Below are 22,626 nucleotides of genomic sequence, written 5' to 3' on the forward strand. Positions count from 1 at the left end.
AAATTTTTGTCGCCCTTACTGTATCTTTCTGTTTGATAATAAAAAAGCCCCGATAATAAATTATCAGGGCTTTCTATTTGGTGGAGCCGGGGGGATTTGAACCCCCGTCCGCCAGCACTCCGCTATCGGTTCTACATGCTTAGCCTTATCTATTAAATTGACTCATCGCCGCCCGATAGGCAGGGTGCTTTGAGCTAGCTATATAAAGTTTAATCACGCCGTCTATAGCAAACTTTGTGACGATCCTGTTCTATTTGACAGATGTTTTGGGATTACAGGCAGCCCCTAACATCTGTTAGCTGACTAAGCAGCTAAAGCGTAGTTGTCTTCGTTTGCAACTATAATTTGTAGCAACTAATTTACGAGGTTTGCTACCAGCTCGACATGCCCCTCAAGTTTCATCACCAGCGTCGAATCCTAATCGACCCCAAAAGGGAAACTTATTAGGTGGCCGTATTATATGTTATTTTAAATAATAAATCGATAATATCTTTTATAAAAGACCTCTACCACTTTCGTATTTTACTTCTTAGCATATCTATGCTAAAAATTTAAAACCATTATCTTTACTTTATCTATGACTTCAAATAAATTAACCCCCATTTACAATGAAAACTTCATTATAATGATGCCATAATGTTTTCCCCAAACTCCTTTTATTAATAATTTAGACATATTCGATGACGTCTCTCTTCCATAATTTAAAAAATAAGTTAACTTCAACCCATTTATCTACTGTATTGTCAAATATTGGTTGGTTATTATTTGATAGACTGTTTCGTATGTCTATCAACCTGTTCGTTATCAGTTGGATTATACGATATTTAGGACCTGAACAATTTGGTATATTAAACTATGCTCAAGCCATCATTGCTTTTTTCTTTGCATTCATTGTATTTGGATTAAATAGTATTACTGTGAAGAATCTAGTAAGTCATCCCAAACAATCAGATGACATCCTTGGTAGTTGTTTTTTAATACAATCAACCTTAGCCTCTATATCTTTCTTAGTTTTATTACTTATCGCTACCTTTTTATATCAAGAATACACGCCTCAACTAGTTACAATCATTATTGGCCTATCAATTTTACTCAAACCCTCTGATACAATACGCTATTATTTTGAAGCCAATATACAATCAAAATATATTGTATGGTCAGAAAACTGCTCATTTATCATCTGTAGCTCATTAAAAATCATACTGATGCTCTACCAAGCTTCATTTATCGCAATTGTTTGTGTATTTCTACTAGAAGCCATATTATCATCTATATTTCTTTTAATTTTTTATACTTATAAAAAACAAAGTATTCTCAAATGGCGATTTAGTTTAACGCAAATAAAACAAGATCTAAAAGACTCTTGGCCTCTTATGTTTGCCAGTTTTACTATCATTATCTACATGCGTATTGATCAAATAATGCTTGGGCAAATGCTAGATTATAGCGCTGTAGGTATTTATACTGCTGCCATCAGAGTCAGTGAAATTTTTTACTTATTACCTGTTATAGTTGTAAGCTCCACCAACCCACTACTTATAAGGCTTAGAGAAAGTAATAAAGAACTTTATTATAAAAAAATATATCTCATCATGCTTTTCCTTGCATGGATAAGCATTCTTGTCGCGCTGACCATCACATATACCTCACCGTTTATTATCAATATCTTATTTGGATCTCAGTATACAGAAGCAACAGACATACTGATTATTCATATATGGACAGGTATTTTCGTTAGTATTGGCGTAATAAGTGGACAATGGTTTGTGATAGAAAATTTACAGAAGCTTTATATGTATCGATCTGTATTTGGTGCAATAATCAATATCGTGGCAAATATAGTTCTAATTCCTAAGTTAGGGATAAAGGGTGCTGCCATTGCTACGCTCTTTGCACAAATTTCTGCAACATTTTTATTTGATTTATTTAATGTGCAAACCCGTAGAATTTTTTGGTTAAAACTCAATACTATAAATCCATTTTATATTATAAAAAGCTTACAGAAAAATAAGTTATATAAGAATTAACTGGACTCTATCACTCTGGACACTTCATCCACTGTGATATCATTAATATCTAGTTGATTAATATACATGCGATCGTGACTAATTTCTTGATATACGTTTTTATTTTTGGCAATCTCTGGGTGACAAACAACCTTATAACCTTGATGCAATGATTCAGGATAAGGGGTAAATCTTCCAAAGTGACGTCCATTATAAAGAACAATTACTTTACTAACGCCTAATGCTACAGCAAAATGAACTGCGCTGGTTTCATTGCTAATGAGGAATTGGCTCTGTAGAATAACCGACATTAGTTCTAACAGTGTTGTTTTACCCACTAAATCAACATAATCATATTTAAAAAATTTCTTAAATAATTGTGCTTGTTCAATATCAGAGGGAGCACCACAAATAACTATTTCATAATGATATTTTTGCTTTAAAAAAATAGCAACTTCAGCAAAGTTTTTGGCTGACCATTTTCGATAAGGACGACTAGCCCCTAAAAATAATACAATAAAATGGCTTGGTAACATCTGATTAAATACTGGGAGTTTTCTTTTATCTATAGACATGTGTATTGATAGTGGTTTACCCAATAACTGTTCAAAAAACTGCTGATTACGATAAAACTCAAACATAACCTCTTTTGTATTCAAAAATAGCCTTGTATAAAAACTATCGGCTTTTTTCTTATCATGAGCAGAAATATTGCTATGATCCCCTTCACAGGTAATCTTTTCATGTGCTGATAAAGATTTAGTAATACTTTCAGAAATATAATATTCTCGAGAGTACATTGGGTTAAGAACAATATCAAAACCAAATGATGAAAGTTTACGAAGCATCATAAAACGATAGGAATACTTTCTATAAAATTTATTTCTATCCAAAAAGATAAAATCGTCTACATACTCACTATCTAGTGCTTCTGCTAATGCTTTCCATACTCCATTACCAATTAAGGTAATCTTGTAATCTTTATACTGATTAGACACTTTTAGTAAGGGTAAAAAATCTCTAAAAAGAATATAATCTCCAATAGCATCGACCCTAATTATTGCTAGACTTTTTTCTTTAATATTAGCCTTTCGTATTGCTGCCAAATCAATTATATTTAGCAAAAAACAATGAATGATTCGCTTAATTTTACTAATCAATTAAAACCTCTGGTTTTAAGTCTTAAATAAAAAAGGATGCCTAAGCATCCTTCTTCTAATGATGAAAATTAATTATCATGTTCTGTTTTAGAGGCTGATTCTAACGGTAACTGTGAACTTAATTCTTTTTTAGGTTCACTCACCACTTGTACAGGAGCATTGCTTTCTTCTTCGGTCTTCTGGCGACGGCGCATTTCTCTAGGATCGTTAGGTGCACGTCCAATAGTACGAGCAGGTGGCTCTATAGTTTCTTTCTCTTCAACAACATCATTTACGATATTATTAGCTCTATTAACCTCTTGAGAAGTTTTTTTGCTAGCCTCTGGCTTCTCTACTATATCTACATCAGGCTTTGGTTCAAAAACAACCTCAGCAACTTTTTCTAATTGAAAAGATACATGAGACTCTTCTACTGATTTATTTACTACAAGTTCTTTCGATGTACTAACGGACTCAACTACTTTATCCTTTGACTCAGAAAAATCTCTATCAATATCAACTCGTTCTTTTTTAATAGCTTCTGGCTCATTCGCTTTAGCAGGTGTTTGGTTAGCTGTTTCCAACAAATCTTGTTGTCCTACCTCTGCAGAGTCAGTAACTTCATTATTATTACGTGGTTCACGTGGACGGTCATTCCTTGTATTACGACGACGTTGCCCTCGAGTACGACGACGTGGACGCTCATCATTCTCACCGACATTGTTCTCAATACCTTTAACTAGGTCATCTTGTGTCTCAACAATGTCACTGTCAGTAACTTTATCTTTAACCTTTTCTTCAGTATTACGACGGCGATCAGGACGAGCTTGTGTTTTACGCTCCTCATCCTTCTCTCTACTATTTTGCTGATTGTCTCTACGGTTATTATTACGTCTGGGCTGATTACGTTGCTCGTTATTACGGCGATTATTATTACGCGCTATATTCTCAGTAGATCTTTCTGTTTTAGCAGCCTCTTCTGACTCTTCTTTAACAGAAAATAAGCTAACGAGTGATTTTACGAGTCCTCTTAAACCACCTATTTTTTTATCTACCTCTGGAGCTGGTTGCTTAGGAGCAATCGTCTTAACCTTTGCTTCCTGACGAATAAGCGCCTTAGAAGAGTTAGAATGATTAGTATCTTCCTCTACTTCTGCGTGCTGAATTTCATAACTTAATTCGTTAAATTGTGCATCTGGGCTATCTGTACGTAATCGTTGAACTTCAAAATTTGGTGTTTCTAAGTGATCATTTGGAATAATCACAATACGCACTTGGCTTCTTAGTTCTATTTTGGTAATTGCGTTTCTTTTTTCATTGAGCAAGAAAGCTGATACAGGAATTGGCACTTGTGCTCTTACTTCAGCTGTAGATTCTTTTAGTGTTTCTTCCTCAATTAAACGTAAAATAGCCAATGCAATCGACTCAACATCACGAATGGTTCCTTGACCATTACAGCGAGGACAAGTAACACCACTGGTTTCACGTAGAGAAGGTCTCAAACGTTGACGTGACATTTCTAATAGACCAAATTTAGAAATAGAACCCACTTGTATACGCGCTCTGTCTGCTTTTAAAGCTTCCATCACACAGTCTTCTACCGCACGACGATTTTTAGAAGGAGTCATGTCGATAAAATCAATAACAATAAGACCACCGATATCACGCAAACGGAGTTGGCGTGCAATTTCTTCAGCCGCTTCTAAGTTCGTTTGCAAAGCTGTTTCTTCAATATCACTGCCTCGGGTTGAACGAGCTGAGTTAATATCAATAGAAACCAATGCCTCTGTTGGGTCTATAACAATAGAACCGCCTGAAGGTAGACGTACCTCACGTTGGAATGCTGTCTCAATTTGGCTTTCTATTTGATAGCGATTAAATAAAGGAACTGCATCTTGATACAGTTTAACTTTATGTTTGTATTGCGGGATGACTTGGCTAATGAAGTTTAAAGCTTCTTCATAAGCATCCACTGTATCAATTAATACTTCACCAATATCTTGGCGTAAATAGTCGCGGATTGTACGAATAATCACATTACTTTCTTGATAAATCAAGAAAGGCGCGGGACCACTATCAGCCGCTTCTTTAATCGCTGACCATAATTGCAATAAATAATCTAAATCCCACTGCAACTCTTCAATACCACGGCCAAGACCTGCAGTTCTTACTATTAACCCCATATCAGCGGGAGCTTTCAATGCGCTTAATATTTCTTTTAACTCAACGCGTTCATCGCCTTCAATACGGCGTGAAATACCGCCCGCACTAGGATTATTAGGCATTAACACCAAATAACGCCCCGCAAGGCTAATAAATGTGGTTAAAGCTGCGCCTTTATTACCACGCTCTTCTTTTTCTACTTGAACAATAACTTCTTGGCCTTCTTGTATTAAATCTTTAATACTATGGCGACCACTATGGTTCTCTTGTCCATTGACAAAATATTCTCGTGAAATTTCTTTAAGCGGTAAAAAACCTTGTCGACCCGAACCAAAGTCAACAAAAGCGGCTTCTAAACTGGGTTGAATTGCGGCGATACGGCCTTTATAGATATTCGCTTTCTTTTGCTCACGGGCACCAGACTCAATATCTAAATCAAATAAACGTTGCCCATCAACAAGCGCTACACGCAACTCTTCAGGCTGAGTTGCATTTATTAGCATTCTTTTCATACTATACCAACTGTTTCCAAGCAAGCAGAAACAACAAAGCACACTCGATACACACGTTCAGTGTTTGGGGCGCGCCAAAGTGGTATACCACCTTCGTGTCTAGCATAACTAACTGACGAGTTAGTTCGCGACCGCGTCTCCTAGTCTTCTTCATACAAAGACATAAAAGGAGGAGGAATTTCTTTATAGTCGGCGGATGCTCTGGCATCTAATAATACTTACATGATACGCTCTGACTACTCAGTACATCTCCACCCAAAATGCTTCATGGATAATCGGGTGCCGCGTGTTTATCACTCGCGGGTTATAATTTATTAGGAACGACATACATTGTTGCCCTAACTCTACATTTTTTTTAGACTTTTTCCAGTTTTTCCTGAGACGGTAGCCTACACCATACATTTTTTTTACTTTTTACTCACTAATCATATTTCTATCCGTCATTGCTTTACTTTACAGGCAAATCTTATTAGATGTTTTAAATGTAAAAATCAACCTGTAGATCTAATTTTATCAATAGATATTTCTGCAATTGACTTAATGATTATAAATACGCTAGCAACATTATAAATCTAAGAAGTTCTCATATCGTATATTGAGAGGATTAACTTAACTATCCCTTTATAACCAGTTAAACTCATAATGTTGATAAACCTATAAATAGGTGTGCTGAATATAGCAGTTAATACAGACATCTTCAATGAAATAATTGACTGATTCATAACAAAACTTATAATCCATATCAAAGTTTTACTTTTTTACAGTTATTTAAAATAAACCACCCATGAAAATACTAAATTATAATTTTCAGATGTACAACGTACAGCAACCAAAACAACCAGTCTATTTGCATGCACTTAATTATATTATTAAACATCATCATAGCTCTATGAATAATCTAGACTTTTCGCATCAAAACAGCGCTTATTATGTTATTCTTGCTATACATTGGACATGATTTCTTATTCTTTACTATAAAAATAAAAAATAATGTATCGATTTATCCCTAGCCTATATACTGCCAAAATAAGTTATTTAGGTTAAAATATGCAACTTTCATTTATCCATTACTTGAGACTATCTGACAATGTTGACTCTGCGTGGTACTCCTGCTCTTTCTTCCTTCCGCCATGAAAAACTAATTAATCAACTGCAAGCCGCAGTGCCTCAAATTAAAGCAGTGTATGCTGAATATATCCATTTTGTGGATACAACAAATTTAACAAACGAACAACTACAAATATTAAATCGTTTACTTCAATATGGCCCCAATACAAAAACGGAAGAGCCTAAAGGAACACTATTCTTAGTTATACCACGTTTTGGCACTATTTCCCCTTGGTCAAGCAAAGCAACAGATATTGCGCATAACTGTGGGCTTCACGATATCACTCGTATTGAACGAGGTATTGCTTACTATATTGAGGGCAATTTATCAAGTACTGAACAACAAGCTGTCACAGCACTTATCCATGATCGAATGACCCAGCAAGTCTTAGCGGAAATGGAGCAAGCCAATAAATTATTCAATCATGCTAAACCTCAACCATTAACAACCGTTGATATTATCGGGCAAGGGCGTATCGCTTTAGAAAAAGCAAATCAACAGTTAGGTCTGGCATTAGCCGCTGATGAAATTGACTATTTACTCAATGCTTTTACTGAGCTAAAACGTAATCCTAATGATATAGAGCTGATGATGTTTGCCCAAGCAAACTCTGAACATTGCCGCCATAAAATATTCAATGCCAGTTGGGATATTGATGGCGAAGCTCAGCAAAAAAGTTTATTTGGGATGATTAAGAATACCTATGAAATGGGACATAAAGGTGTATTATCAGCTTATAAAGACAACGCATCTGTTATTGAAGGCTTTACCGCTGGTCGTTTTTACCCTAATCCAGAAACTAAAGCCTACCAAGCTAGCCAAGAACCTGTTCATATTTTAATGAAGGTTGAAACTCATAATCACCCAACAGCGATTGCTCCATTCCCGGGTGCAGCAACTGGCTCAGGTGGAGAAATTCGTGACGAAGGCGCAACTGGTCGCGGGGCTAAGCCTAAAGCTGGCCTAACAGGCTTTACCGTTTCAAACTTAAATATCCCCAACTTTATCCAACCTTGGGAAAAACCTTATGGCAAACCTGAGCGCATAGTAAGCGCCCTTGATATTATGATCGAAGGACCTCTTGGAGGTGCAGCATTTAATAATGAATTTGGCCGCCCTGCATTAAATGGTTACTTCCGTACTTTTGAACAAAGCATCAAAACGCCAGAAGGTGAGGAAGTACGTGGCTATCACAAACCTATTATGTTGGCAGGGGGCTTAGGAAATATTCGTGCTGATCACGTACAAAAAGGTGAAATTAGCGTAGGGGCTAAACTAATAGTATTAGGTGGCCCTGCCATGTTAATTGGTCTAGGCGGTGGTGCGGCCTCATCTATGGCAACAGGCGCAAGCTCAGCTGATTTAGATTTTGCGTCAGTACAACGAGATAATCCTGAAATGGAACGCCGCTGCCAAGAAGTGATTGATCGTTGCTGGCAATTAGGTGATGCTAACCCCATTAAATTTATCCATGACGTTGGTGCAGGGGGGCTTTCTAACGCTTTACCTGAACTCATCAATGATGGTGGTCGTGGTGGCCGTTTTGAACTACGTAACGTACCTAATGATGAACCCAACATGACACCCCTTGAAATATGGTGTAATGAATCACAAGAACGCTATGTACTTTCTGTCGATGCTAATGATTTCGAACAATTTAAAGCCATTTGTGAAAGAGAACGTTGCCCATTTGCCGTTGTAGGCGAAGCAATTGAACAAAAACAACTTACAGTGCACGATAAATACTTCAACAACAACCCTGTTGATATGCCTTTACAAGTATTACTAGGCAAACCACCAAAAATGCATCGCACTGCGAAACGCGAGACCATTCAAGGTGATAACTTCACAACCGACGGGATTGAGTTAAAAGAAGCAGTTACCCGTGTTTTACACCATCCAACAGTAGCCAGTAAGAGCTTCTTAATTGCTATTGGCGACCGTACCATTACTGGTTTAGTAGCACGCGACCAATTCGTTGGCCCTTGGCAAGTACCTGTGGCAGACTGCGCCGTAACAGCGACTAGTTTTGACGTTTATACAGGCGAAGCAATGGCAATGGGAGAAAGAACACCAATTGCACTACTCGATGCGCCGGCATCAGGACGCATGGCAGTCGCTGAAAGCATTACCAATATTGCAGCTGCTCGCATTGAAAAGATTTCAGATATTAAACTGTCAGCTAACTGGATGGCAGCAGCGGGTCATGCAGGAGAAGATGCTCGCTTATATGATACTGTACAAGCCGTTGGTATGGAGCTATGCCCTGAACTTGGCATTACCATCCCCGTGGGTAAAGACTCGATGTCGATGAAAACACGCTGGGCTGATAACGGACAAGAGAAGTCTGTAACATCTCCTCTATCACTTGTTATTTCTGCTTTTGCACCCGTGCAAGATATTCGCCAGACTCTAACGCCTGAATTACGCTTAGATCAAGGTAACACTGATCTAATCTTAATCGATCTAGGCCATGGCAAAAATCGTTTAGGTGGCTCAATCCTTACTCAAGTTTATAGCCAATTAGGACAAACAGCGCCTGATTTAGATGATGCAGAAGATCTAAAAGCATTCTTTGCTATCATTCAAGGGTTAAATGCCGATAATAAATTATTAGCCTACCATGACCGTTCAGATGGCGGCTTATTAGCGACCTTATTAGAAATGGCTTTTGCAGGACATTGCGGTTTAAACATTCAACTTGAACTACTTGCTGACAGTGCAGAAACCATTTTACCTGCCCTATTTAACGAAGAACTTGGGGCAGTTATTCAAGTACGTCAACAAGATACGGAAGAAATATTAGCACACTTAACGCAAGTTGGTTTAGGTGAAGCAGTTTCTGTGATTGGCCAACCTGCCCCACAACAAACCATCACCTTTAAATTTGCAGACAGTGTTATTTTTAATGAAACGCGTGCAACTTTACAGCAACAGTGGTCTGCAACCAGTTACCACATTCAACGCTTAAGAAACAACATTGAATGTGCTGACCAAGAATTTGCAAACATCGCAGATGATAATAATCCTGGATTAACGGTTGAGTTAACTTATGACCCTGAACAGCCTATTGTAGCGCCTTATATTAATAAAGGTATTCGCCCTCAAGTCGCTATTTTACGTGAGCAAGGGGTAAATGGCCAAGTTGAGATGGCAGCTGCCTTTGACCGTGCAGGATTCACCTCCATTGACGTCCATATGAGCGATATTTTAGCGGGCCGTGTTGATCTTAACGATTTTAAAGGAATGGCAGCCTGTGGCGGATTCTCTTATGGTGATGTATTGGGTGCAGGTGAAGGCTGGGCTAAATCAATTCTTTTTAATAGCCGAGCTCGCGAAGCTTTTACAGCCTTTTTCAACCGCCAAGACACCTTTACGTTAGGTGTGTGTAATGGTTGCCAGATGCTATCTAACCTTCATGAGCTAATTCCTGGCACAGAACTATGGCCACACTTTGTTCGTAATAAGTCAGAGCAGTTTGAAGCACGTGTCGCCATGGTAGAGGTTCAAAAGTCACCCGCTATCTTCTTGCAAGGAATGGAAGGCAGTAAAATGCCTATCGCGATTGCCCATGGTGAAGGGTATGCAGAGCTTAAAGATCAACAAGCTATTGCAAAAGCCGATCAGTCTGGTCTTGTTGCCTTACGCTACATTGATAATTATGGAAAAATAACTGAGCAATATCCAGCAAACCCCAACAGCTCACCACTTGGTATTACTGCATTAAGTAATACAGATGGTCGAGTGATGATTATGATGCCACACCCTGAGCGTGTTTTTAGAACAGTACAAAACTCTTGGTATACTGATAAATCAAAAGAAAATGCAGGCTGGATCAGAATGTTCCAAAATGCTCGCATTTGGATAGAGTAACTCATTGTAATCTAGTATAAAAAAACCACGTATTAACGTGGTTTTTTTATGTTGATTCAATCAATACAATGAGATTAATTATCAAGCTTAGGCGCATCTATGGATTGAGGTTGTTGTGGCTGAATCTTTGATAATAACTGAATAGCCTCTTGGTCGCCCTGTTTTGCTGCCTTTTGTAATAACTCAATAGCTTGTGTTGGATTCTTCTCTATGCCATCGACCCCTGCCATATAGAGAATAGCTAAGTAGTACTGCGCAGGTGCATAACCTTGATCAGCTGATTTTTTATACCAAACAGAGGCTTCTTTTTCGCTCTCTTTAAGCCCTGCTTTACCCTCTGTGTACATTTGCCCTAAATGATATTGCCCTTTGGCATCACCTAACTCAGCCGCTCTTTTAAACCATACTAATGCCGCCGCATCGTTTCTATTACCACCTAAACCAAAATAATAAACTTTTCCTAGATCCACTTGAGCGGGGGTGTAATCTAACTCTGCTGACTTAGTCAATAAATCCACTATTTTTGCTTGATTGGCTTTTGCATTTTTTGAATCGGTCATGTACTGAATAGCTTGCTCATAAAATGCTTTTGCTTGAGCATTATCGGCAGTTTGTGATTGTGTTGAAACCTTATTTGGCAGAGTTGCATCCATTTCATTTGCAACAGCCGTAGAAGCTACCCCAAAACAAATAAACCCTGTCACTAGGTACCGTACAACTTTCATGAGCAATATAACCTTTAATCATTAGATATAGATAGTTTAGTTTACCTTTTTTTATACTAATTATTTAGATTTTTTTAATAAAATATTTCAAAAAGTATGACTAAATAAATCATATTTAAAATTATTTATCATCATCGCATTTATACTTAAGTTTTTTTTAATTATCTAATTAATCATTGGCTAATGAAAAAGTACAATTTGGTTTATTTGATAGCGACTCGCATACGGTATGAAAAATCTATATTAAAATGATCGTCTTGCTCATAGATTTTTTTAATTTCTTTTTCAAAATCCCTCAAATCATCATCCAATAGGCTTGGGGCTTTCTTTATTATCGTCTGCAAACTTCCCTGACTAAAAATAATTTGTATAAAACGATCAATAGTACAAGGCTCTGTATTAGCAAATGAAATTTCTCTGGCATATCTAAAATAACCACTTTCTTTTATATTATTCAAATGCTTGCCTTTATCATACATTACATATGAATTATTTATTACTGGCAATTCTCTTTCTATTTTTTTTACCTTATCATAAAGTTTACTATAGGCTGCTTCTGCTTGCCATTTTGCGACAGGCGGCCAGTCACAGTCAACAGTAGCAAATACACCATTTTCTTTTAACAAACGATTAACTTCAGATAAAGTGGTTACTGGCTCCATCCAATGAAAAGACTGAGAGCAAATAACAACATCTGCACAATCATCCTCTAATCTCGTATCATAAGCATAACGATGAATAAAAGACATATGATCTGTTGTTTTTAGTTGAGCTACTGCTAGCATATCAATACTAGGCTCAACACCAATAACCTGTTGACAATAGCCTTTCCAAGCATTTGTGGAAAGACCTGTTCCACAGCCAAGATCAATAACTCTATCAGGTTTTTTGCCCAAATAACGGGTAATAATCTCTATGGGATAAGTTGGCATCGCAGGGCGTACATTGTCGTAAATCTCAGCGAATCCAGTGAATCGATCTACATTTTTCTGAATATCAACTTTCATCACTCACCCCTATTACTAAAAATAACAACCGCTATGAATAAAATGGCCTTATCACTAAGCTCACATTATGAAAACTCTTATAAAAAGTCTCTACTGACTATCTCTTGATTCATCAAGGATTTACTATTTATGTAACCAAGGTGGGAATAGAAATGTAAAAAACAATCCTAATAATGCAATGAAAATAAACAACATGCCCCTCAACTTGTAATCAAATAAGTGAAAATGATTCATTGTTAAAAAAGTAACAGATAGCACTAAAACAATGATCATCCCAATCCCCATTAGAGTCTTATATAACTGCTTATACGTTGATACTCGAAAGAACATAAACAATTGTAGAGAAACACAAACAGCAACAGTAGCGATAACTTTAGACTCAATTTGGGCAATTACATCATAAACAAGAATTGGCGACAGCAGTGTCTTCCCTATGGCTGGGAAGATAATCAACAAGCTGATCCAAACTCCCCCTACCCACAGTGATTGTAAAAACACCCACGCAAAACGTTCCGTGGGTGTTAAGTACTTATTAGACATGCCTTACTTCTGCAATTTCATATTCAACCTCACCACTAGGCACACGAATAAGTACTACATCACCTTCTTCTTTACCTACAATTGCTCTAGCAATAGGTGAGCTCACAGAAATCTTACTCAATTTGATATCAGCCTCATCATCACCCACTATCTGATAAGTGGTTGATTCATCATTTTCAAGATTAATTAAATCAACCGTACAACCAAAAATCACTCTACCTGTGTGAGGTAACGTCGTAATATCAATAATATGAGAATTCGATAGTTTCGCTTCAATATCTCTAATACGTGCTTCAACCATACCTTGCTGCTCGCGCGCCGCATGGTATTCGGCATTTTCTTTTAAATCACCTAGCTCTCGAGCTTCACCAATAGCCTTACTTAGCTCAGGGCGGCGGTCATTCTTTAAAAACTTTAATTCTTCTTCAAGAGCTTTCGCTCCTTTGACGGTCATTGGAAACTTTGTCATTTTCAAACTATTCCTGCATGTAAATCCTGCAAACGGCGCACACATTTTTCTGCACCAAATTTAAGTGCCTCACAAACAGCTCTTCCGCCTGCAATAGTAGTTGTAATACATATTTTTTGTTGTAATGCATTACGACGAATTGAATAGGAGTCAGCAATAGATTGACGCCCTTCTGTTGTATTCACAATTAAATTGATTTCGCCATTTTTAATCATGTCTACAATATGTGGTCGCCCTTCGGTCACCTTGTTAACTCGTTTAACAGGTATCCCCGCTTGCTCTATTACCTCGGCAGTACCAGTAGTTGAGACGATTTCAAACCCTAATTGGACTAAATCGCGCGCAACACTGGTCACAATGAGTTTGTCATCATCACGAACACTCAAGAATGCTCGGCCTCCTTTATCTGGAAGTGTTTCATTAGCGCCTGCCTGAGCTTTTGCAAAAGCTTCAGCAAAGCTATTACCTACCCCCATGACCTCTCCTGTCGATTTCATTTCTGGCCCAAGAATAGGATCAACTCCTGGGAATTTTGCAAATGGGAAAACAGCCTCTTTAACACTGTAGTAATTGGGAATTATTTCTTTGGTAAAACCAATCTTATCGAGTGATTTACCAACCATAACACAAGCCGCAATTTTAGCCAAAGAAACACCAATGCATTTTGAAACAAAAGGCACTGTTCGAGAGGCACGTGGATTAACTTCTAAAACGTAAATTTTACCATCTTGTAGGGCTAACTGTACATTCATTAAACCAATAACGCCTAATTCTAGAGCCATCACTTTGATTTGTTTGCGAATTTCATCTTTAACTTCTGGTGATAACGAATAAGGAGGTAAAGAACACGCTGAGTCACCAGAATGAATACCTGCCTGCTCAATATGCTGCATAATGGCACCAATCACCACCTCTTTACCATCACAAATAGCATCTACATCAATTTCAATGGCACTATTCAAGAAATGATCTAATAATACAGGGCTATCATTAGAAACTTTTACAGCCTCACGCATATAGCGTTTTAGTTCTTCCGTATCGTGGACAATTTCCATAGCACGGCCACCTAAAACATAAGAAGGACGAACCACTAGGGGATAACCAATTTTCTCTGCCTTATCGATTGCCTCTTGTTCACTACGAGCAGTTGCATTCGAGGGCTGTAATAAACCAAGTTTCTCAATCATTTTTTGGAAACGTTCACGGTCTTCTGCCAAATCAATAGAATCAGGGCTTGTTCCAATAATGGGGACTCCTTCCGCCTCTAAAGCACGGCAAATTTTTAGAGGTGTTTGCCCGCCATACTGCACAATAACTCCTTTAGGCTTTTCTATACGGACAATTTCCAATACATCTTCAAGAGTAACAGGTTCAAAATATAATCGATCAGACGTATCATAATCAGTAGAGACTGTTTCTGGGTTACAGTTAACCATAATGGTTTCATACCCTTCTTTGCGCATGGCTAAGGCTGCATGAACACAACAGTAATCAAACTCAATACCCTGCCCAATACGATTAGGTCCGCCCCCTAATATCATGATTTTAGGACGCGTTGTCGGACTTGCTTCGCACTCTTCTTCATACGTTGAATACATATACGCCGTATCCGTTGCAAATTCCGCAGCACAAGTATCGACTCGCTTATAAACAGGTAATATCTTTAGCTGATGACGATGCATACGCAGTGTTTTCTCATCAACACCTAATAATGCTGCCAAACGTGCATCGGCAAAGCCCTTACGCTTTAATTGACGTAATTGTTTATAATCCAACTCGGTTAATGTTTGAGACTTAACACGTTCTTCTAATTTTATAATTTCTTCAATTTGAATTAAAAACCAACGATCAATTTTAGTTAACTCAAAGAGCTTATCAATGGAATAACCTGCTCGAATCGCATCGGCAATATACCAAATGCGGTCGGCACTCGGAATAGTCAACTCACGTATTAAGATATTATTCAGCTCAATATCTTGTTGATCCAGTTTAGGATCAAATCCAGCAACCCCCACTTCTAAACCACGCAAAGCCTTTTGTAATGATTCTTGAAATGTACGCCCAATCGCCATCACCTCACCAACAGACTTCATTTGTGTTGTTAAACGTGCATCGGCTTTAGGAAACTTTTCAAATGCAAAGCGAGGAATTTTGGTAACAACATAATCAATTGCAGGCTCGAAAGAGGCAGGTGTTCTACCTCCCGTAATTTCATTTTGTAATTCATCCAAGGTATACCCCACTGCTAATTTCGCTGCCACTTTAGCAATCGGGAAGCCTGTTGCTTTTGAAGCAAGTGCAGAAGAGCGTGAAACCCGAGGGTTCATTTCAATTACGACCATACGGCCTGTATCGGGACAAATCCCAAATTGCACATTAGAACCGCCTGTTTCAACACCAATTTCACGTAATACTGCTAACGAGGCATTACGCATGATTTGATATTCTTTATCGGTTAATGTTTGCGCAGGGGCAACGGTGATCGAGTCCCCTGTATGAATCCCCATCGGATCAAAGTTTTCGATAGAGCAGACAATAATACAGTTATCTTTTTTATCGCGAACCACTTCCATTTCATACTCTTTCCAGCCGATCAATGATTCATCAATCAATAACTCATTAGTCGGTGAAAGGTCTAGTCCGCGAATGCAGATTTCTTCGAACTCTTCACGGTTATAAGCAATCCCACCACCTGTTCCACCCATGGTGAATGAAGGTCGAATAATGCAAGGGAAACCAACCTTATCTAATACCTGATAAGCCTCTTCTAACGTGTGAGCAATACCTGAACGTGGGCACTCTAAGCCAATAGAGCGCATCGCCTGATCAAAACGCGCGCGATCCTCTGCTTTATCAATAGTATCCGCGTTAGCACCAATCATTTCTACATTGTATTTAGCTAAGACACCATGTTTTTCCAAGTCTAAAGCACAATTTAGCGCTGTTTGCCCACCCATTGTGGGTAGTAGCGCATCGGGGCGTTCTTTCTCAATAATTTTTTCAACAGTCCGCCATTGAATAGGCTCAATATAGGTCGCATCTGCCATGGTGGGATCTGTCATAATCGTAGCGGGGTTAGAGTTAACTAAAATAACACGGTATCCCTCTTCTTTTAATGCTTTGCATGCTTGTGCGCCAGAGTAGTCAAACTCACAAGCTTGACCAATAACAATAGGACCAGCACCAAGGATAAGAATATTTTTTATATTTGTACGTTTTGGCATGATGTTCTCGTATCCGATAAGTTAATTGAGTGAGGCTGTGGCAAGTTTTATACCAAAGCCAACAAATAAAACGCCTACGCTCGCTGTAGCTAATGTTTCCAATCGTTTCCTTTTATGAAACCATAGTGCCAGTGATACGCCAGCAAAAATTAAAAAAGTTAAATAGATAAAACTTATGAACTCAAGGGTTAACCCCAAGATGAAAAAAGATAACGAAGGATGTACATAATTAGGGTCAACAAACTGAATAAAAAAGGCAACAAAAAATAAAATGGCTTTAGGGTTTGATAAACTTAAAAACAGAGCCTTTTTAAAAGGATTCTTAATACGTGTTTTACCAACAACCTCAATACCAATATTTTTATCAACAGGCTGTTTACTTTTCAACCATGCCCCTCTCAACAGGGTAAAACCTAAATAACATAAATAAAGTGCCCCGAAACCTTTGACAATCAAAAATAACATTGGCAAAGTTTTAAGTAACGACGCGACACCTAATGCCGATACCATCATCAAAATTGCATCGCCTAAAAATACGGCACAAGCAGCCTGATAACCCTTAACTACACCGCTTTGAGCGGCTGTTGTTAAAACAAATATCGAATTCGGACCAGGCACTAACACAATACCGATTACTGCCAATAAATAAGTCCAATAGTCTAGTACTCCAACACTTTCAAACATAATATTCTCTTAACAGCTTTCCCTAATCATATTTACAAAACGATCAAACAACGGAGCCACGTCATGAGGACCGGGGCTTGCCTCAGGGTGTCCTTGAAAACTGAACGCTTGTCTATCAATACGCTCAATTCCCTGTAATGTGCCATCAAACAATGATTTATGAGTTGCTTTCAAATGACTAGGTAATGTTCCCTCATCTACGGCGAAACCATGATTTTGGCTTGTCATCATCACCTCACCCGTTTTTAAATTTTGTACTGGATGATTTGCCCCATGGTGGCCATGTGGCATCTTCACCGTTTTAGCACCAGAAGCCAACGCCAATAATTGATGCCCTAAGCAAATGCCAAACATAGGGATCTCTTGAGAATGTGTCAATAACTCTTGAATTGTTTGAATAGCATAATCACAGGCAGCAGGATCGCCTGGGCCATTAGAAAGAAAAATACCATCTGGATTTAATGCCAATACTTCGGTGGCCGTTGTTTGTGCTGGTACAACGGTGACGCGACAACCACGAGCAGTCAACATTCTTAAAATATTGTATTTAACCCCATAATCAAAGGCCACAACATGATAAGGCAACTCACTATCGGGTATCTCTGAGCAAGCATCAGTATCTAAAGACCATACACTGCTACGCCACTGATAAGACTCTTTAACACTGACCACTTTAGCTAAGTCTACTCCCTGCAATCCTGGGAAAGAGCGAGCTAATGCTAATGCTTTTTCGGGAGTTGCATCAACGCCAGCTAAAATACAACCATTTTGAGAGCCTTTCTCACGCAAAATACGTGTTAAACGTCGAGTATCAATTTCAGCAATAGCCACCACATGATTTTCTTTTAAATAATCAGGTAACGATTGCTTATTTCTCCAACTACTAGCCAACAAAGGCAAATCACGGATAACTAAGCCAGAAGCCCATACTTGATTAGACTCCGCATCAACGGGGGTAGTACCTGTATTACCTACATGGGGGTAAGTCAGGGTAACAATTTGTTGTGCATAAGAAGGATCAGTTAGGATTTCTTGGTAACCCGTCATGGCTGTATTAAAAACGACTTCACCAATAGTTTGCCCTTCGGCACCTATTGATTCACCATAAAAAATACTACCATCGGAAAGCGCGAGAATAGCGGGGATAGACAATGGAACCTCCATAGAGTGAGGCACATAAAAAAACGAGATGCCAGTGTATACCGTCATCTCGTTTTCTATAAATATGTGCTAGTTTTTAGTGGATACACTAAAAGTACATTGTACGATAACCCGATAAAATAACCAAGTTAAAAAATCATCTAATTACCATTATCTCTATAAATTAGCATAAGCCTAATCCCTTAATCAACGTTCAAAAGTAATCGACATTAACTTATTATCTTTAAAGCGCAATACATGATAGCCTGATCCGACTGGCATAGAGTACACCCATTCCGCCATCAGCATTGTCGAACAAACGCCCAAGTTATAGGATCTAACCTCCCACTCTTTTTTTCTATCAGGCTCACCGCATGTTTTTCTTACTTGATCAAGACTATCCCCTTCAGTAACAAGTGAATTACCGCACCTTAATGCATAAGCATTGAGAGAGAAAAAACAAATGAATACAAAAGAAAAAAGTAACTTAAATACTTTCACTAAAAAATATTTCATTGTTATCTCCTTATAAGCCTTTATATAAGATATAAGATTCAAAAATCAACGGACTAGCTATTTCATTTTTTTTGCTTAATAATGATACCACTGTTTAAACAATAGAGTGACGACGTTTTTATTATGCATATTCATATTCTTGGTATCTGTGGTACATTCATGGGGTCATTAGCTGTACTGGCAAAAGAACTTGGCTACAAAGTAACAGGCAGTGATGCCAATGTCTATCCCCCCATGAGCACACAACTACAAGCACAAGGCATTGAGTTATTACAAGGCTATCTACCAGAAAATCTACAACCAGCACCTGATCTCATCATTGTTGGCAATGCGATGAAAAGAGGTATCCCCGCAGTTGAGTACATGCTTAATCAAAACATCCCCTATACGTCCGGTCCTCAATGGCTTGCTGAGCATATATTACAAAAACGCCATGTCTTGGCTGTCGCGGGGACACACGGCAAAACGACAACCAGCAGTATGCTCGCATGGGTATTAGAAGCAGCGAGATTAAATCCAGGTTTTCTTATTGGCGGTGTTCCACAAAATTTTGCTATTTCAGCACGCTTAGGTGACTCCCCTTACTTTGTGATTGAAGCCGATGAATACGACAGCGCTTTTTTCGATAAGCGTTCAAAATTCGTACACTACCACCCAAGAACAGCCATCTTAAATAATCTAGAATACGATCATGCCGACATTTTCGCCGATTTAGCAGCTATTGAAAAACAATTCCACCATCTCGTACGAACAATCCCCAGTGAAGGGCTTATCGTTTACCCTGCCATTGAAACTGCATTACAACGTGTGATTGAAATGGGTTGTTGGACTCCCACTCAAACCACAGGGCAAGGAGATTGGCAAGCTAAACTACTTGCAGCTGATGGTTCAAGTTTTGAAGTAAGCTTCCACAACAAACCTTGTGGCACAGTAAACTGGACATTAACAGGCATACATAATGTCAACAATGCCCTTGCTTGCATTGCCGCTGCTAATCATATTGGGGTTAACCCAGAAGTTGCTATTAACGCATTAAAACAATTCAAAAATGCAAAACGCCGTATGGAAAAAATTGCTGAGGTTAACGGTATCACTATTTATGATGACTTTGCTCATCACCCAACAGCTATTGCAACAACGATCGATGGTTTACGTAAACACATTGGTAATGATCAACTGATCGCTATTATTGAACCCCGCTCCAACTCTATGAAACTTGGAGCTCACCGTACAGGACTTGCCGAGAGTGTAGCACAAGCCGACCAAGCCATTTGGTATGCGCCTGACAACTTAGGTTGGGATTTAGCAGAGGCAGTTCAACAATCTACAACCCCTTCAACTGTTTGCCATACGCTAGATGCTATTATTGAAAAAGCCATGACTTTAGCAACCCCTAATACCCACATTGTTATTATGAGCAATGGTGGTTTTGGGGGCATTCATCAAAAGCTTGCCCAAGCATTTAGTCAATAATCCTAAAGGCGAGAGAGTCACTGCTTTCTTGCTTTTCTCACCTTCTAAATTTCTTGTTTCAACCAAAATAATAACATATCTCATCCCTTTAAATTACTTGCTCTTATTTAACAAAAAAGGAGCAAAAAATGGCTTATAATTTTAAAAATATAGTTTTTGAAGGCGGTGGTGTAAAAGGAATTGCATACCTTGGCGCGATGGAAGTTTTTAACGAAAAAGGTATTCTTTCCGCCATTGAGCGAGTAGGTGGTACTTCCGCAGGAGCAATCTATGCGGTAGCAACAGGACTAAACTACTCAGTCGAAGAAGTACAAGACATCATTTGGAATATGGATTTTAACAAATTCATGGATGATTCATGGGGTGTTATTCGTAACTCTAACCGACTACTTAATCAATTTGGTTGGTTTAAAGGAGATTTCTTTTTAAACTGGATGAAAGACATCATCAAGAAAAAAACAGGCAGTGCGACCACTACGTTTGCACAACTTGAATCAATGAAAAAAGACAAAGGCTTCAAATCCGTTTATTTGGTCGGCTGTAACCTATCCACAGGATTTTCAGAAGTATACTCTGCCGAAACAACGCCTGATATGGCAATTTGTGATGCCGTTCGAATCTCCATGTCGATTCCTGTTTTTTTTGCTTCTGTTAAGGCTAGCAACGGCGACATCTTAGTTGATGGTGGAACAGTACGTAACTATCCTGTAAAATTATTTGATCGCAAAAAATACCTTAGTAGCGATAATTTTGAAGAAACTGACTACTACAAAGCAGCCAACACAAAAAATGGCCAATATGAAGTGGATTATGTTTTCAATAAAGAAACCCTTGGTTTTAAACTGTCTTCAAAAGAAGAAATCGACGTATTCTGGTACAAACATGAACCTGCACATAGCAAAATCAATGACTTCTTTGACTACACAAAACGCCTTATCAGCACAGTAATTGACATGCAATCCGATGTTCACTTACACAGTGACGATTGGGCAAGAAGCATTTATATTGACTCACTTAACGTATCTGCTACTGATTTTGACTTAACAGATGATACTAAAACAAAGCTCATCAACTCAGGAAAAGAAGGTACATTACGCTATTTTGAATGGTACGATAAACAATAACCCTTAATACCTTATACAGTCACTTGGCTTAAACTTAAACTCCGTAAAGTGGCTGTATACTACAAGAGGTTAACAATAAAATAACTTAATAAGATACCAATTAATTCACCTCTCAGTTCTCGGTAAAACTACCCTTACTATAAAACATCCTCAAACTCGATCGTAATTAAAGTCCATCTCTAATCAACTTCACACGATTTTATACGGATAGAAAACGTTTACTAATAATAATATTGGATACTTGTTTAGCTTTTGTTACTCTTCTTCTAGTTTTCAAAAAGGCAATCAATTCTTTACAACATTACCATATACAAGGCTACACCCTAATGACACTGCACCAAAAATCAGAAACTCGATTGAGTTATTCTTTATGCTGGAGAGCTATAAGAGAAATGTAAATGACTATAAGCGCCAGTACAAGAGCCTCTATCACCAAAATGTATTTGAGCAGAAGAGCTAACACCAACTAAAAATACCGAAAGTAATAAATAATAACATTACTGACAAAATACTTGCTTGCCGATTAGGGTAGAGCTAAACTAAAAAAGTTGTAGCAAAATCTACTGTATGAGCTTGGTGGCTAATTTTAGTGGAAGACCTCAGTTTTAACTAACTTTGGTATTAGTAGGGTTCGTTTTTTATGGCGAACTGTGCATAGAACATTTAATACTACATCACAAAATACTAGTGAATCCGTTATTTACTATGACGCTAATGTCCCTCTATAAAATAACCACCACAAGAACACACGCGCTATTAGTCCACTGAAAAACCTCTACGAACTCAAAGTTTAAAAAAACTCAGTCTATATAGTGTCTAAATGTTTCAGCATTTTTATTAAACGATGGGGTAACTATATTAGATGCTCTTACCCCTATTGCGATTATGCTAAGAGATAAAAAAGCCAGTCATGCTAGTCTTTA

Annotated in this window: 14 protein-coding genes and 1 other RNA gene; 4 read left to right on the forward strand and 11 right to left on the reverse strand. The window is 38.2% G+C overall.

Going from position 1 to position 22,626, the window contains the following annotated elements; genetic code table 11:
* Positions 1 to 78 precede the first annotated feature (78 nt).
* Positions 79 to 429, reverse strand: a transfer-messenger RNA (tmRNA) gene (gene ssrA, locus DM558_RS09390).
* 251 nt (positions 430 to 680) lie between these two features.
* On the opposite strand from ssrA, the gene DM558_RS09395 reads away from it, so the two are divergent.
* Positions 681 to 2,027 carry a flippase gene (locus tag DM558_RS09395; RefSeq protein WP_127163732.1) on the forward strand — a complete coding sequence of 449 codons (1,347 nt, stop codon included), beginning with the start codon at positions 681 to 683 and terminating at the stop codon, positions 2,025 to 2,027.
* On the opposite strand, the gene DM558_RS09400 is transcribed toward DM558_RS09395, so the two are convergent.
* A complete protein-coding gene (locus DM558_RS09400; protein WP_127163734.1) occupies positions 2,024 to 3,166 on the reverse strand; it encodes a glycosyltransferase family 9 protein in 1,143 nt (380 codons plus the stop codon). The genes DM558_RS09395 and DM558_RS09400 overlap by 4 nt on opposite strands.
* Before the next feature lie 68 nt (positions 3,167 to 3,234).
* Positions 3,235 to 5,820, reverse strand: coding sequence for an Rne/Rng family ribonuclease (locus DM558_RS09405; RefSeq protein WP_188110964.1), 2,586 nt, complete (start codon positions 5,818 to 5,820; stop codon positions 3,235 to 3,237).
* A 1,087-nt stretch (positions 5,821 to 6,907) separates the two neighbouring features.
* On the opposite strand from DM558_RS09405, the gene purL reads away from it, so the two are divergent.
* On the forward strand, positions 6,908 to 10,801 hold the full coding sequence (purL, locus tag DM558_RS09410; protein WP_127163736.1) for a phosphoribosylformylglycinamidine synthase: 3,894 nt from the start codon (positions 6,908 to 6,910) through the stop codon (positions 10,799 to 10,801).
* 74 nt (positions 10,802 to 10,875) lie between these two features.
* On the opposite strand, the gene DM558_RS09415 is transcribed toward purL, so the two are convergent.
* From DM558_RS09415 to DM558_RS09450, 8 genes are all read right to left on the reverse strand, one after another.
* Positions 10,876 to 11,526, reverse strand: a complete 651-nt coding sequence (locus tag DM558_RS09415; RefSeq protein WP_109701960.1) for a tetratricopeptide repeat protein — start codon at positions 11,524 to 11,526, stop codon at positions 10,876 to 10,878.
* Between the two features lie 203 nt (positions 11,527 to 11,729).
* Entirely contained in the window at positions 11,730 to 12,533 is an 804-nt protein-coding gene (locus tag DM558_RS09420; RefSeq protein WP_127163738.1) for a class I SAM-dependent methyltransferase, read from the reverse strand.
* Between the two features lie 123 nt (positions 12,534 to 12,656).
* Complete coding sequence (locus tag DM558_RS09425; RefSeq protein WP_127163740.1) at positions 12,657 to 13,073, reverse strand: hypothetical protein; 417 nt, start codon at positions 13,071 to 13,073, stop codon at positions 12,657 to 12,659.
* The gene (gene greA / locus DM558_RS09430; protein ID WP_127163742.1) at positions 13,066 to 13,542 is read right to left on the reverse strand and encodes a transcription elongation factor GreA; all 477 of its coding nucleotides are present in this window, start codon (positions 13,540 to 13,542) and stop codon (positions 13,066 to 13,068) included. Before greA ends, DM558_RS09425 begins: the two co-directional genes overlap by 8 nt.
* Before the next feature lie 2 nt (positions 13,543 to 13,544).
* Positions 13,545 to 16,766, reverse strand: coding sequence for a carbamoyl-phosphate synthase large subunit (gene carB / locus DM558_RS09435; RefSeq protein WP_127163744.1), 3,222 nt, complete (start codon positions 16,764 to 16,766; stop codon positions 13,545 to 13,547).
* 21 nt (positions 16,767 to 16,787) lie between these two features.
* On the reverse strand, positions 16,788 to 17,450 hold the full coding sequence (leuE, locus tag DM558_RS09440) for a leucine efflux protein LeuE (RefSeq protein ID WP_127163746.1): 663 nt from the start codon (positions 17,448 to 17,450) through the stop codon (positions 16,788 to 16,790).
* A 9-nt stretch (positions 17,451 to 17,459) separates the two neighbouring features.
* Positions 17,460 to 18,614 carry a glutamine-hydrolyzing carbamoyl-phosphate synthase small subunit gene (carA, locus tag DM558_RS09445; RefSeq protein ID WP_407644317.1) on the reverse strand — a complete coding sequence of 385 codons (1,155 nt, stop codon included), beginning with the start codon at positions 18,612 to 18,614 and terminating at the stop codon, positions 17,460 to 17,462.
* Between the two features lie 183 nt (positions 18,615 to 18,797).
* Entirely contained in the window at positions 18,798 to 19,106 is a 309-nt protein-coding gene (locus DM558_RS09450; RefSeq protein WP_127163748.1) for a DUF2845 domain-containing protein, read from the reverse strand.
* A gap of 123 nt (positions 19,107 to 19,229) precedes the next feature.
* Between DM558_RS09450 and mpl the strand changes: the two genes are divergently transcribed.
* Positions 19,230 to 20,579 carry a UDP-N-acetylmuramate:L-alanyl-gamma-D-glutamyl-meso-diaminopimelate ligase gene (gene mpl / locus DM558_RS09455; protein ID WP_127163750.1) on the forward strand — a complete coding sequence of 450 codons (1,350 nt, stop codon included), beginning with the start codon at positions 19,230 to 19,232 and terminating at the stop codon, positions 20,577 to 20,579.
* A 128-nt stretch (positions 20,580 to 20,707) separates the two neighbouring features.
* Complete coding sequence (locus DM558_RS09460; RefSeq protein WP_127163752.1) at positions 20,708 to 21,703, forward strand: patatin-like phospholipase family protein; 996 nt, start codon at positions 20,708 to 20,710, stop codon at positions 21,701 to 21,703.
* Positions 21,704 to 22,626: the final 923 nt, after the last annotated feature.

The organism is Entomomonas moraniae (genome assembly GCF_003991975.1).
Taxonomy (GTDB): domain Bacteria; phylum Pseudomonadota; class Gammaproteobacteria; order Pseudomonadales; family Pseudomonadaceae; genus Entomomonas; species Entomomonas moraniae.

Bases quoted from the DNA above. Each gene is read 5' to 3' on its own strand.
- DM558_RS09395 (WP_127163732.1), top strand. From the start codon at position 681: ATGACGTCTCTCTTCCATAATTTAAAAAATAAGTTAACTTCAACCCAT.
- DM558_RS09460 (WP_127163752.1), top strand. From the start codon at position 20,708: ATGGCTTATAATTTTAAAAATATAGTTTTTGAAGGCGGTGGTGTAAAA.
- leuE (WP_127163746.1), bottom strand. From the start codon at position 17,450: ATGTTTGAAAGTGTTGGAGTACTAGACTATTGGACTTATTTATTGGCA.
- DM558_RS09450 (WP_127163748.1), bottom strand. From the start codon at position 19,106: ATGAAATATTTTTTAGTGAAAGTATTTAAGTTACTTTTTTCTTTTGTA.
- DM558_RS09415 (WP_109701960.1), bottom strand. From the start codon at position 11,526: ATGAAAGTTGTACGGTACCTAGTGACAGGGTTTATTTGTTTTGGGGTA.
- DM558_RS09420 (WP_127163738.1), bottom strand. From the start codon at position 12,533: ATGAAAGTTGATATTCAGAAAAATGTAGATCGATTCACTGGATTCGCT.
- mpl (WP_127163750.1), top strand. From the start codon at position 19,230: ATGCATATTCATATTCTTGGTATCTGTGGTACATTCATGGGGTCATTA.
- carA (WP_407644317.1), bottom strand. From the start codon at position 18,614: ATGGAGGTTCCATTGTCTATCCCCGCTATTCTCGCGCTTTCCGATGGT.
- purL (WP_127163736.1), top strand. From the start codon at position 6,908: ATGTTGACTCTGCGTGGTACTCCTGCTCTTTCTTCCTTCCGCCATGAA.
- carB (WP_127163744.1), bottom strand. From the start codon at position 16,766: ATGCCAAAACGTACAAATATAAAAAATATTCTTATCCTTGGTGCTGGT.
- greA (WP_127163742.1), bottom strand. From the start codon at position 13,542: ATGACAAAGTTTCCAATGACCGTCAAAGGAGCGAAAGCTCTTGAAGAA.
- DM558_RS09405 (WP_188110964.1), bottom strand. From the start codon at position 5,820: ATGAAAAGAATGCTAATAAATGCAACTCAGCCTGAAGAGTTGCGTGTA.
- DM558_RS09425 (WP_127163740.1), bottom strand. From the start codon at position 13,073: ATGTCTAATAAGTACTTAACACCCACGGAACGTTTTGCGTGGGTGTTT.